This is a genomic window from Calditrichota bacterium, from assembly GCA_013112635.1.
Taxonomy (GTDB): domain Bacteria; phylum Calditrichota; class Calditrichia; order Calditrichales; family J004; genus JABFGF01.
In genome coordinates this window covers 19,885-33,236 of sequence record JABFGF010000014.1, presented here as the reverse complement: position 1 = coordinate 33,236, position 13,352 = coordinate 19,885, and the positions used below count along the sequence as shown (strand labels likewise).

Annotated in this window: 15 protein-coding genes; 2 read left to right on the top strand and 13 right to left on the bottom strand. The window is 37.1% G+C overall.

Annotation, left to right across the window (positions count from 1 at the left end):
• Window positions 1-62: 62 nt before the first annotated feature.
• From HND50_21035 to HND50_21020, 4 genes are all read right to left on the bottom strand, one after another.
• Window positions 63-257 carry a hypothetical protein gene (locus HND50_21035; GenBank protein ID NOG47736.1) on the bottom strand — a complete coding sequence of 65 codons (195 nt, stop codon included), beginning with the start codon at window positions 255-257 and terminating at the stop codon, window positions 63-65.
• Window positions 258-340: 83 nt separating this feature from the next.
• Window positions 341-568, bottom strand: a complete 228-nt coding sequence (locus tag HND50_21030; GenBank protein NOG47735.1) for a hypothetical protein — start codon at window positions 566-568, stop codon at window positions 341-343.
• 30 nt (window positions 569-598) lie between these two features.
• Window positions 599-1,441, bottom strand: a complete 843-nt coding sequence (nfo, locus tag HND50_21025) for a deoxyribonuclease IV (protein ID NOG47734.1) — start codon at window positions 1,439-1,441, stop codon at window positions 599-601.
• 154 nt (window positions 1,442-1,595) lie between these two features.
• Window positions 1,596-1,943 carry a cupin domain-containing protein gene (locus tag HND50_21020; protein NOG47733.1) on the bottom strand — a complete coding sequence of 116 codons (348 nt, stop codon included), beginning with the start codon at window positions 1,941-1,943 and terminating at the stop codon, window positions 1,596-1,598.
• Window positions 1,944-2,175: 232 nt separating this feature from the next.
• Here HND50_21020 and HND50_21015 point away from each other — a divergent pair, with 232 nt between their 5' ends.
• Window positions 2,176-3,525: an insulinase family protein gene (locus HND50_21015; protein NOG47732.1), complete on the top strand. Its 1,350-nt coding sequence runs from the start codon at window positions 2,176-2,178 to the stop codon at window positions 3,523-3,525.
• A complete protein-coding gene (locus HND50_21010) occupies window positions 3,522-5,075 on the top strand; it encodes an insulinase family protein (GenBank protein ID NOG47731.1) in 1,554 nt (517 codons plus the stop codon). The genes HND50_21015 and HND50_21010 overlap by 4 nt, the downstream gene beginning before the upstream one ends.
• A 73-nt stretch (window positions 5,076-5,148) precedes the next feature.
• Here the strand turns inward: HND50_21010 and HND50_21005 are convergent, their stop codons facing one another.
• The 9 genes from HND50_21005 to HND50_20965 all read right to left on the bottom strand — a co-directional run bounded on the left by HND50_21005 (window position 5,149) and on the right by HND50_20965 (window position 13,344).
• Window positions 5,149-5,598: a hypothetical protein gene (locus tag HND50_21005; protein ID NOG47730.1), complete on the bottom strand. Its 450-nt coding sequence runs from the start codon at window positions 5,596-5,598 to the stop codon at window positions 5,149-5,151.
• 10 nt (window positions 5,599-5,608) lie between these two features.
• Window positions 5,609-6,031, bottom strand: coding sequence for a hypothetical protein (locus tag HND50_21000; protein ID NOG47729.1), 423 nt, complete (start codon window positions 6,029-6,031; stop codon window positions 5,609-5,611).
• A 31-nt stretch (window positions 6,032-6,062) separates the two neighbouring features.
• A complete protein-coding gene (locus tag HND50_20995) occupies window positions 6,063-6,551 on the bottom strand; it encodes a pyridoxamine 5'-phosphate oxidase family protein (protein NOG47728.1) in 489 nt (162 codons plus the stop codon).
• A gap of 18 nt (window positions 6,552-6,569) precedes the next feature.
• On the bottom strand, window positions 6,570-7,130 hold the full coding sequence (locus tag HND50_20990; GenBank protein NOG47727.1) for a TetR/AcrR family transcriptional regulator: 561 nt from the start codon (window positions 7,128-7,130) through the stop codon (window positions 6,570-6,572).
• Window positions 7,131-7,287: 157 nt separating this feature from the next.
• On the bottom strand, window positions 7,288-8,220 hold the full coding sequence (locus HND50_20985; GenBank protein NOG47726.1) for an alpha/beta fold hydrolase: 933 nt from the start codon (window positions 8,218-8,220) through the stop codon (window positions 7,288-7,290).
• Between the two features lie 47 nt (window positions 8,221-8,267).
• Window positions 8,268-8,861 (bottom strand): TetR/AcrR family transcriptional regulator, encoded by a 594-nt coding sequence (locus HND50_20980; GenBank protein NOG47725.1) that lies wholly within the window; start codon window positions 8,859-8,861, stop codon window positions 8,268-8,270.
• 144 nt (window positions 8,862-9,005) lie between these two features.
• A complete protein-coding gene (locus HND50_20975) occupies window positions 9,006-9,986 on the bottom strand; it encodes a DUF1028 domain-containing protein (protein ID NOG47724.1) in 981 nt (326 codons plus the stop codon).
• Between the two features lie 22 nt (window positions 9,987-10,008).
• Entirely contained in the window at window positions 10,009-10,998 is a 990-nt protein-coding gene (locus tag HND50_20970) for a hypothetical protein (GenBank protein ID NOG47723.1), read from the bottom strand.
• Window positions 10,999-11,013: 15 nt separating this feature from the next.
• Entirely contained in the window at window positions 11,014-13,344 is a 2,331-nt protein-coding gene (locus tag HND50_20965; protein NOG47722.1) for a T9SS type A sorting domain-containing protein, read from the bottom strand.
• Between the last annotated feature and the right edge of the window lie 8 nt (window positions 13,345-13,352).

Below are 13,352 nucleotides of genomic sequence, written 5' to 3'. Positions count from 1 at the left end.
AAGAATGTAAGATTGTTAAGTTTTTTCTTACACCTACTTCTCACTTCCAAATTCCTACTTCTTCAATGATAATTTAACGGTTGCTGATCCTTAAGTAAATGGATTGTTTTGGCAATAACGGTTTTTCGATGTTTTAATTCATCCCGGAATTCTTTCTTGTCGGTATGAGAAATTTCCATACGCAGATCCGAAAGAAACATTTCGAGGGTTTCAACAATTATTTGTTTTTCCTCAATATTTAAATTCTCAGTGAACATAATTCCTCCTTCAGATTAAGGATGAAGTTTACTAAAAAGAAGATACCAAGAACGAAATGGGAGAGCAATAAAAGAATGAAAAATTATTTATCCTCTGTCTCCCAATCTTCTGACAAATCAAGATGTATGTGCTCATCCGGAGCTTCGTCTTTCTTTTTAAAGAAAGCACGCATCCCTGTTTTTTCTTCCAGGTATGGGCTTAGATTTATTTTCTTGCCTTCTTTAATAATTGTTATGGACTTGCCTGATTTTATTACCTCATCAAGAAATTTATAAACATTTTGTCTAAATTCCGCTGCAGTGATTTCCATATTCTTCTCCTCCAATTTTTATATCTCCATTTAATTAATCATTGAATAAAGCATTTTTATTTCTTCAGCCCAGCGCTCAGGATTTGGCGTTTCCAGGATTATCGGCATATCTTCAAATCTTGGATCGTTCATTATAAACCGGAATGCATCAATTCCAATCAGACCATCGCCGATACTTTCATGCCTGTCCAGCCGGCTGGCAAATTCTTTTTTTGAATCGTTTAAGTGGATGCCCTTCAGATATTCTATACCCACAATATCTTCAAAAGTTTTAAAAGTTTTATTAAAACCGTCTTCATTTCTTAATTCGTATCCGGCACCAAAAGTATGGCATGTATCAATACAAACACCGATTCGGGATTTATCTTCAACAATATCTATAATGTGAGCCAAATGTTCAAATTTGTAACCCATATTGCTGCCCTGCCCGGCCGTATTCTCAATCAGCAATGTTACGCCGGTTGTTTTATCCAGCATCATATTCAACGATTCGCCAATTCTGTCCAGGCACTCTTCTTCACTTATTCTTTTTAAATGGCTGCCGGGATGAAAATTGAGCATTTTTATTCCAAGCTGCTCGCAACGCTGAATCTCTTTTAAAAATGAATTGCGCGACTTCTCCAGGCCATCCGGATCGGGGCTGCCCAGGTTAATAAGATAACTATCATGCGGCAGAACATAATCCATGTCAAATTTCAATTCTTCACAATTTTTTTTAAAACCATCAATACTTTCTGTTGTCAAAGGTTTTACAAACCATTGCCGTTGGTTTTTAACAAATAGCGCAAAAGCTTTTGCTTCAATTTCTTTCGCATTTAAGGGAGCGTTTTCCACACCTCCGGATGAGCTTACATGTGCCCCGATATATTTCATAAATCTGTACTCCTTCTCTTGCTCATAATCTTAATCAGTCTCGTTTTCTTAATCGCATCTAACAATGGAATATTGGAATAATGAATTATTGAAAAGCACTGAACTAATCTTTAGTTCAATCCTACAATTATCAGTTGTCAATTGTCAATTTTCCTCAAACTAACTCAATCTTATCCGGTTTATTTGGCACCAGGCACAAAAACTGAAAATCTTCATCTCCCAAAGTTTTATAATTATGTGGAACTCCGGCCGGGATAAAAACAACATCATCTTTTTTTACTTCAAATTCTTTACCATCAATTACTACCTTTGCGCGACCATTTAAAACAAGTTGTTCATGCTCAACCAGGTTTGTGTGCATCGGCATTGATCCACCAGGTTCGATTGTAAAACGGCGCATGGCAAAATTAGGTGCATCATCAGCGCTGATCAAAACCTGCATAAATGTATCTTTGCCAGCAGCTACTTTTTCTCTTTTAAATAAATCGATATTTTTGACCATATAATTTCCTTGGTTTCAACTTAACCGGGAAGATAAATGTAAGAATTTTTCCAACAAACAACCCAATCAATTTTGGATTTACTTTTCTGTTTGACGGTAAAAATTTTAATTCTAAATTAAATAGTTTTTCATGAGCAAAACCATGTAACATTTTTAATGCACAATCGTTATATGAGAAGTCTTTTCTTTTCTAAAAAACCACATCAAAATAAATAATCCTTAAGGAGGAAGCATGAAGCATAAATTTTATGCCGCTATTCTTATGGCAATGGTCTTTATTTTTGCTGGCAGCTTAATCGCCTCAGATAAGATTTTGCCATATCCAATTAATCAGCATAAGCTTGACAATGGGTTAAATGTTGTGACAGTCCAGTTTGACAGCCCCGGATTGGCAGCATTTTATATTGTTGTACGTGTTGGAGCCCGCAATGAAGTTGAAAAAGGTGTAACCGGATTTGCCCACTTTTTTGAGCACATGATGTTCCGTGGTACAGACAAATATTCCAAAGCTGAATATGGCGCTGTATTAAAATCAACCGGAGCATCGGCCAATGCCAATACATCTCAAGACAGAACTGTATATCACATTACCGGAAACGCAGAAAAACTGGAAACCATGTTTGAGCTTGAAGCCGACCGCTTCATGAATCTTAATTATTCTGAACATGGATTTAAGACTGAAGCAGGAGCGGTAAAAGGTGAATATACAAAAAATTATGCCAGCCCTTATTCACGAATCTATGAGAAAATGCTAAATACAGCATTTGACGTTCATACATACAAGCACACAACCATGGGCTTTTTTGATGATATCGTTGACATGCCGAATCAATACAAATACTCCCTTCAGTTTTTCGATCGTTATTATCGTCCGGAGTATTGCACCATCGTTGTAGTAGGTGATGTAACAGATGACCAGGTAAACAAACTTGCAGAAAAGTACTTTGGAAAATGGGAAACAGGAAGTTACGTTTCTGTTGTTCCTGAAGAACCACCTCAAAAAGGTACGCGCTATGCACATCTTCAAAATGGCGAAATCCCACCATACATGAGCCTGGCTTATAAAGGTCCCGCATTTAAAGATGATCAGATCGATATGCCTGCATTGGATGTTATGTCTTCCATAGTTTTTTCAAGGACATCAGATCTTTACAAAAAATTGGTATTAACCGAACAGAAAGCTCGTTTCCTGGGTGGTGGTGCAGGAGATTCAAGAGATCCAAACCTGTTTAATATCAGAGCCTCAATGGTGGATAAAAAAGATCTGCAATATTTCAAAGACGAAGTTATAAAGGCCATTGAAAATGTAAAAGCAAATGGCGTTGATGCAGAAATTCTTGCCAAAACAAAATCCAATCTAAAATACAGCTTTGCTATGAGCATTGATAACCCAAGCAATATAGCAAACTCACTTTGTCACTATATTATGCTTACAGGTGATCCTGAATCATTAAATAATTTATATGCACTTTATGATCAGGTTACGGTGGAAGATATTAAAATGGTTGCAAATAAATATTTTATTTCTGATGCCCTGACCGTATCAACAATTTCTGAAGACACAAAAGGAGGTGTTAAATGAAACATTTCAAAATTATAGCACTTTTCCTGTTGGCCGTGCTTGTGTCCCTTTCCTGGGCAGGTGATAAAAATGTTGTCGAATTAAACATGGCAAATTCCAATAAACTGGTTGTAAAACTTATGTTCCGTAATGGTGCTGTAAGTGATCCGGCTGGAAAAGAAGGTTTAACTGTAGCTACGGCATCAATTTTATCACAAGGCGGTGCGGGTGATATGAGCTATAGCGAAATTCAGGATAAACTACACCCATGGGCAGCAGGTTATGGCGCAAATGTTGATAAAGAAGTAACGGTTTTTACTTTTCAGGTGCCGGCAGATTTTGCAGATGAGTTTTATCCTATCTTGCGCGATGTCATTCTTAAACCGGCTTTTGCTGAAAATGATTTCAAACGCATAATGGTCAATCAGCAGAATTATGTCGATCAGGGAATTCGTGCTCAGTCTGATGAAGAATACAGCAAAAAAGCTTTGGAAGATTTGTTGTTTCGCGGTACAAATTATCAGCATATGAAACAGGGAAAATCAGAAAGCGTAAAATCCATTACCCTGGATGATGTTAAAGATCATTACAAAAAATATTTTACAAAAAATAATCTGACAATCGGAATTGCAGGCAAATATTCAGCCGATTTCTTATCTCAGCTTAAAAAAGATATGGCTACTTTACCGGACATAAATCCAATTATCCCTATAAATGGCAAAGCCCGGACTCCAAAAGGTATTGAGGTTGAAATTATTTCCAAACAAGGTGCATTTGGCTCGGCTATTTTTACAGGAGCTCCATTGGCTATTACCCGCTCGGATGATGATTTTGCGGCTATGATGGTTGCCAACTCCTGGATGGGCGAACACCGCAAGTCCTACTCGCGTCTGTATCAAAAAATACGTGAAACACGCTCTATGAACTATGGTGATTACTCTTACATAGAATGGTATGATAATGGTGGTGGTAATATGTTGCCACCTTCCGGAGTTCCGCGCCACTCAAATTATTTCTCTATCTGGATCAGGCCTGTTCAAATCGCCAAGCAGCTAAAAGGACAATATGAAGAGTTGGCTGATATTAAAGTTGGACATGCTCATTTTGCTTTGCGTATGGCCATCCGTGAATTTGATTTGCTAATTGCCAATGGCATGGATGAAAAGTCTTTTGAAGAAACCCGTACTTTTCTACGCAGTTACATAAAATTGTATGCCCAAACTCCTGCCCAACAATTGGGCTGGTTAATGGACTCTCGTTTTTATGGCAGAACAAATTATCTGAAAGAAGTTGACGGTTTACTCTCAAAACTAACTTTAGCTGATGTAAATAAGGCCATCAAAAAATATTGGCCAACTGAAAATATGTTTGTCACTATTGTAACGGATGAAAGTGAAGCCGGTCCGTTAGCAAAAAGCCTGCTTGAGAATGAAGCATCACCAATGAGCTATTCCAACCTGGTTAAATCCGGTTTACCGGAAGAAGTGTTGGCTGAAGATGATGAAGTGGCTAATTATAAGCTGAATGTTAAATCTGTGAATATTATTAACTCTGCAGATACGTTCAAGTAAAACAGAAATACTGAATTAGTGAATTGCTAAATATGAGAAGGCGGTAATCAGAAACTTTGAATAACCGCCTTTTTTATTTTGATTTATGTGAATTAAAAACCTGGTATGTGCCAACCAGATATAGTAAACCAACAATTATTGAAATCATCGAGTAACTTGTTTCCAAAACAGAACTCGTATCATTCAAATTATCATAAAAGAATTCACCAATCCCTCGCAGCAGATAGATAAATGCGATAGAATAATTTACTATCTTTAAAAAAGGAAGCTTTTTGCCAGAACCCGCTGCAGACAAGGCATATCGGCCAAAAAGATAAAAGAAAACTGCAACAACAATTGTTAAAAGGTAAGGCAGAGAAACATGAATTTCTGCAAGTTCAGCCATATCTTTTTCGATACCTGTTACCCTGAACATCCAATCTGCCCACAACAGACCCACAATGTGCAAAACGGCAATCATGTAATTGATATAACCACCAATAAGCAAAAGTATGTTCTTTTTTTCAGAATCGCTGCGTTCCATTCCTATTCCTTTATACCATTTTTATTTCGATTAAAATTGCTGCTAAAAAAAAGACAAATGTTGCAATAAGAATTCCAATAAAAGGGTCTTTAAACCAATATCGCTTCGCAAGAAATAAGTAAGATATACTATTCACTACTGCGAGCCAGATAAAAGTTGTTGTTGTAAAAAATAAATCCATGTGAAATATTGAAAGTATTAAATACAACAAAGAAAATATTATGGCACCCAAACTATGGCTCGCATTAAAACCAATCCAGGCTTTCCACATGGTAGTTTGATCTGTTAAAATTGGAGTTGTATTTTTCATTTCACTTACAACTTCAGCTTTCCGGGCCAGAAATTTATCCGTAAAAAAAGTAAATAATAAATGGGCGCTCCCTAAAATTCCAAATATCCCAGCACCAACAATAATTAATATTTGTTCTATCACTTTTTTTCCTTTCAATGAAAATGATAATAACTCACAACTCTTTTGTCATTTCTCTAAGATTTATTATTTCAACTTTGGAAAATGATATTTCACGAACCATATCCATTTTCTTTCCCCACAAGTATTTGTGGCCTTTAAACATCTTTGTCAGTCGCATACGCCTTTTTAAGCGATTGATTTCTTTTTCAGTGGCTTTCCTTTTTTCTCCCATCTGTCCATAAAGTTTTAAAGCAGGATACGTACTAAACTTTCCATCAAGCAGAGATTTTAGCCAAAACCCACGTCCACTATTCACACCCAGGATACAGACATTTTTATTCGATTTGGCATGTTGAGAGAGTTTTGTTGGAAATTTCTCGAAGTAGAATCCTGTTTGGTTCCCATTTAAAAATAATGAACCAATCGGCGTAACTGTTGGATTATTTTCCGAGTCTACAGATGCAATTGATACATGGAGACTTGATCTAAAACTCTTGTTAAAATGTAATCTCACTCTTTTCCAGTCTTTCACTAAATCCATTTTTCTCCTTCCCGCTTTTTAATCGCTCATCCACTCAAGCCCGGAAATCAGGGCGATCTTTCGCAACTCTTGATTAATAACCTCATCGGGTGCCGTGAAATGTTTATTATGCTCGTACCAGCCCAAATAATAATAGTAGATTATTTCTGCCTTCGCTTCATAATCTGCGACTTGTGCTTCCTGCAGTAAATGCGCCATAAAAGAAATACGCCGCTTTTCTGTTTTTTCGATCAGTTCTTTAACAGCCGGATTTTTTTGTCCATGATGCCGTAGATAAAACTCAAAATCAGCGCCACGACGATCTTTGAGTACTTCTGTAATGAGGTGTTTGAGCTTGGCTTGTGGGGTTTCGGCTGTTTCTGCGTCATCAATAAAAGACTCTGTTCCATCAGCTGCCCACAAATCAATAAGCTGCATGATATAATCATCGCGGGATTTGAAGTACCAGTAAAAGCTGCCTTTTGTGCATTTCAGAGCTTTGGCCATTTTTTCCACATTGAGTGCATTTATCCCACCTTTTGAGAAAAAGCTTATACCGGCCCAAAGCCAGTCTTTTTTTGTTACTTTCTTTATTGGCATTTATTGTTCCATTTTCCGTACGCTTGCGTATGTTAACAAAAACAAAAATCAATTGCAAGAAAAAAATACGGTAACGTATGGAAAACGAGAATAGTTGCATAAAATATGCTATTTGCCATCCTCAAAAATGGGTGAGTTAAAAACTGGAAAGCTATTATTAGAGAATGGGCTCTTCTGAATAAACCGGTAAAGAAACAAATGAAGTTATTATTTCCAATACTTTTTTATCGCGTAAAATTCGGGAATGACCAAGACCTTCCGTTGTAACCAAACGCCCTTGAGGCCACATTTCTTCAAATAACAAAGCCTGATCATACTCTGCTTCCGTGTCATTTTTATCATGAATAAGCAAACCGGGTACAGAAAGCTTTTGCCCGATATTAGTCAACGAAAATTCACTTGCATTGGCCCGTGCATACTTTTCTACAAAAGTCTTGATATAGTTTTGTGTAGTTGAAGAGGCGTTTATAATTTTACCGAATGCCTCTAAAATAAAATTCATCGTCGTTGGAGATCCAATAGTAATTAAATTTTTACATTCCACCCCTTCTGTTATGGCCTTGCCTGCTGCAATTCCGCCCAACGAATGTCCAACAATTGCTTCAAACGGCCCAAACTTTTCATGGATGTTTTTTATAATCTTTACAAATTCAAGAACGGTAGTCTGCTTGCCCGGAGAGCTGCCGTGTGCAAAGGCATCAAATGTTATTGTTTTAAACCCTTTATCTGCCAAAGCAGTTGCAATACTTCCCATTTGAGAAGCTCTACCTGACCAGCCATGTACCAAAAGCACTACCGGGCCTTCGCCAAGTTCATACAAAGTGTAAAAAGTTTTGTCCGTATTTTGGTTAAATTGCTTGTTTAAAACTTTTCCTTTTGCCCACTCCAGGTTGTATAATTCGGTTAAATTGATTTGAAAAGGAATTTTGGATATTTGGGCTTTTTTAACAAAGGCTTCTTCTCTAAAAGGCCGCTTAAATCGCATTGGTGAAAAAAACAAATTTACTGACCATTTCCTGGCAATAACCGGCAAAACAGTCTCAACTAATTTAAACCAGATTTGAAATATCTTTAATACAATCACTTGCATAACAAACTCCCATCAAGACCGATCGGTCTGTAAAAATGTAATTTTTTTTAAATTTTTAAATTATCGTTTACATATTTATAAAGCTGATCAACAATAATTTCCATATAACTATTTTTCTCGAAACTCCTGGCTATAAGTACACCGCCCTGCATATTAGTGACAATCAAAACAGCAGATTTGTATGAATCTACTTCTTCTTTAAATTCACCGAGACTTTGCCCTTTTTTAATGATGTACTCTAAATTTTCAATCCACTTATTAAGAACATCTTTTACACGCTCCTTTAAAGCCGGGTGGGTATTATCGGAATCAATCGCTGTGTTGATTATTGGGCAACCACCTTCAATTACCGGGTTAAGCGGGTACGTTTTATAATACTCAATTATTGCATACAATTTCTGAAGTGCCGTTTCCTTGTCTTTGTAAGCCTGGTAAATTTGGCGATTAAACTTTTTTATAGCGTAATCAAAAGCTTCAAACATTATCTCATCTTTATTTTTGAAATGATTATAAATCCCGCCTTTTTTTAGACCTGTTGCATTCATCAGCTCAGATAAAGATGCTCCGGCAAAACCATTTTTATTAAAAATGGACGCTGCCTTCTCGATTATTATTTCCCGTGTTGATTGTCCTTTACTCATTCCCTACTCTGATTTTTCCGACCGGTCGGTCTCTATTTAACAAAATCTATATTCTTTTCCAAATATATTTTCAAATTGTATCAAAAAAAAGTATTGGGGTTTGAGGCTGTTATATCACCAAATATTTAAATCTGTTTAATATTTTTATTTATCAGAACCTAAAATTTGTTTCATTAATTCAGGATCATTGGGTAATAAACCAGCAGCAGGTAAACGTTTGGTAACTTCTTTCCAGACGGGTTCTTTTTCAAACACCTGCTTAAACAAGGGCATCGCCTGTTCAACCTTACCAACACCAGCCATCGTTGCAGCAGTCCAATACAAAATTTCAACATTTTCGGGGTATAATTTATTGGCGAAAGAATACTCTTTTAAAGCATTCTGGATTTGATCGATGGCCATGTACTCATCGCCTTTGTTCATGTGCTCATAAGCACGGTGGATTTTGATTAACCTGGCTATTTCCTTCAATGGCTGGGCATGATCATCGATTCGTAAATCAACCAGCTTTTCACGCCACGGTTGTCCTTTGGTTTTAACCGGAACAATCAAGATTGCCACAGATTGCTTTCCGCGAATATCGCCGCCTTCAGCTTCTGCAGCTTCCAAAGAAGCCATCAATCTTGATAATAAATCTCCTTTTGTTTCAAGATAGGCTTTTTCCATTGCCGGCCAAACACTGCTTTTTTCCATCAGGTTCGCTTGAACAGAGAATCCTTTTCCTTTGCTATGCCCGGCTTCACGAATACAATTTTTTCCTGTATGAACGGCCACATTTCCATTTGCATCAACCATGGCTACCTGCCGCACTTCTCTTTGCGGATCAATTTTTAAGAGTGCTTCCAAAGCTTCCGGTGCTGTTTTCCCGGCACGCATTAACTCCAGACCGAGTGGTCCATAGGAAATTTCAACAAAAGATTGTGTGGCAACAACGCCAACACCAGCCTCTGCCCAGCTAACAACTGTACCTACCTGAAACCAGTGTGACTGAACCGCAACACCCATTTCACCTGCTACAGAATCATAAGCAACGATGGAATATGTATTAACAGGGCGGATTGGATCGTTTGCAAAAAGGGGGCTGCAAAAAAGAAATAATATGATAAAAAATGAAGCTCTCATCATCGACCTCGCTTTAAGTAAAAACTTATTTTACTAAAATCATGTCAGTGTTTGTCTTAAAAAAAATCCGATCGTCTTTTTGCTCCAGGCTAAAAGAAGAAAATGGCTGCGTTTTCTCATTTCGGCTCGATATTTCTTTTCCTTCTTTTGAGAAAACTTTGATTGTGGGATTTATGTAATACCAGTTTCCGTTATTGAGGACCGGGGCTTCCGTAGTAACAATAATTATTTCATCTGATTTATATTCTGCGGTAATAATTATATCGTTTTTTGAAATAAACTCGAATGCAGTACTTTTTTTTGTGAGATCATATAAAAAGTATAAATGTTTGCGATAACCTGAAAATGCCTCGCCATTTTTTACAAAGCTTCCGGAAGAAAAATTATTTCCTGACTGTTGGAGGAGATCGCCGGTTCGATTAAAAAACTGTGTATTTTTTGAAATGGATCCGCTACCCCAACTGTAACTTGAGACAGCCAGAATATTTTGCGACTTCGCAAACTGCAAACCATTAACGTGTTCATTTTCAATTTTCCAATCGTTTAACAAAACCCCCTTTTCATTATAAATTTGAATCAAAGAATAATCCAGGCCGGGCTGGCTTAAAGCAATTAAAAGGTTATTTTCATCAATCGCTGAATATATCGATCTTTCATAAATGGCTTTTAACTCTTTATTGATTTTCAGTTTTACAATCTTCTCTCCTAGGTTATCAAAAAAAGTTAAAGACGCATCAAATGAACTAACCATAACACCGGCACCATCTTCAAAAACAATAAATTCTGGTACAGGTGCATCATAGTCCAGGCTATTTGTAATGCTGTAAATTTCTTTTTGATTTTTTTCTACTGTGTATGTTATTGTGTTTTTTTCCTTGTGGTTTTGTGCATCTCCGCTGATTTCTTTATTGACAGAAAAATCATCAATCTCTTGTGCAATAGAAATTCCGGAAATGATAAAAAACAATCCCACATAAAGTGGTCCATTTTGAAATACTTTTTTTATAAAGTTCATCAACTCATTGCCCCATCATTTTAGTAATAAGATTTTTCTGGTGTACCGGGTTTTGCCGGTTTTAAGTTCAACTATATAAAACCCACTTGCCTGAGAGCCAGCATCCCAGGTAAATTCATATTCACCGGTTGTAAATTGCTTATTAGTAATATTTTTAACCCGCCTGCCCAACAAATCAAAAATTGTAATTTTTATTTTTTGCGTTTTCGGTACAAAAACTTTGAAGGTTGTTTGTGGATTAAACGGATTTGGAAAATTTTGAGATAGACTCAATTTCCCGGGAATTATTTCCTGCCGGTTTTCGATATCTGAGATAATGTCAAAGTACTGTAAAAGCGTTGTCATAAAAGATGAGCGCTGATCCAATGAACTGACAGTTTCAAGCGGAAAAGAGATATAAACAATTTGACCAATCTCCTGGCTTTGACCAAACGTTCCCGTATAGGCCACTCCCGCTTTACGGTAATTTGTACCGGAGCGAATTTGATTATAATATAAAATTGCCTCCGAGCCATTTATTATGCCAATATCATCCGGATAATCCTCTACATAAACCTGGCCAAAATTTAGTTGAACATTGTTGAACATAGTGCTGGCCGTTCCTTTGGCAGGTGACATACTCGTATTTCCATCATCAAAATACCGGGCCTTAAAATAATTATGGTAAAAACTGATATCATCGTCTGAGCCCTTTTCTTCCAGATCCCAGCCAATTTCAGAACCTGAAACAAACAGCTTCCCGCCTGCTTCAAGAAAAGCCTTTATTTTTGATTGTTCTGTGGGCGTAAAAGTGTCATCAGCTGTCGATTCATCTCCGACAAACCAAATAACAAAATTATAATTGCCCATATTGATTTTGCCATCGATAACCGCCTGATTTGAACATGATGAAATAACTACACTGTCAGAATTTAACAAGGGCTCAAAATACGATTTAACAAAAGAATGAACCGGGTTTTGCCAGCTTCCGGAACCACCATATCTTGTAAAACCATTTACTATTAACGCCGTCGGAAAATTGGTTCCATCCGTAAAAGAAGACCTGGCATATTTATCGCCAGAACCGCTCTCGTTGCCGTTTGTATCTACTGCCGTTAAACGAAAATAATAAACATCCTGAGCAGGCGGAACAACAAATTCAGAAGATGATTCAATAAAAAACTCGGTGCTATCTTTGGTCAGTTGCGTTTCATTAGCGGCCAACTCCCACGCAGAAAGCTGACTGTTTAAGGAATAGTATAGTCGGTAACCGGCAAGATCTTTTTCGCTGTTTTTTGTCCATGAAATATGAACAGATTTCTTCAAATCAGTGTTTAGAACAAAATTCAATTCGGGAGTTTTAGGTGCAGAAAGATCCTGGTCTGTAATAAAAATTGGAAAATATTCTGAGTCTTTATTACTTCGCGTATCTTCTGTAAAAATCTGTAAAACATAATCACCTGTATCCAGCAACGTTGTATTAAAATAATTATTATTTACTTCCAAAGTCTGATTGATGCCGCTTGCACCAGTGCCATTTGTCAACCAATATACGGGATTACTTAAAGTTGCCAGATCTTCTACAAAAACCTGGTGCACGCTGCTGTTATAAGGCTTTTTATCAAAACGGTATTTTACCCCGGCGTCATTAGGTTCAAAAACTATCGTGGTTGTGTCTGCACTCCATATTCTGAAGCCGGCCAAATAAGTGCCATTATTTGTCTGACTGCTGGTCGTACCATTATGGTCCTCAATCTTTATTTGAATATCCACTTTTCCGGTTAAACCATGGGCCGGAAGTTGCGTATTTGTTCCATCCATAAAAAACTTGAGTGAGTTTCTGTAAATTATCGGGGGATAAGGATCATTGTATGGTGTAAGGCCACCATTGTTTCTAATATTATTGATATATGCGCCACTGGAGCTTTTATCGGAAACCAGTTCCCTTTCGCCAAGATGTACATGTCCCATTCCGGGATAAATTGTTCCCAAAATTGTAACCCCTTTTTGAACAGGATCACCAACCTCCAAGCTTGGGTTTGGTTCGATATGCAGGTAAGTAAGGTGTTTCCATTTGCCATTTATTTGAGTTGCTACCCGTACATATGAATTAGAACCGCTGTTACCAATTGTAAAAACCTCACCATCAAATACAGAATAGCATGGTTCACCATCAGGTTCGCCAATATCCACAGCATTATGAAAATGGTCCGAATCGAGCGTGTTTCTAAATTCACTAAATCCTCCATTTATCCCATGCGAGGAATTCAGTGGAGTTACAGGCCATTGGCTTTTCAAAGTATCAAGTTGGGAGAACGAGTAATTTACAAATAGAAAGAAAATAATCAGAACGTATTTTGGAGTCATTTTATAAA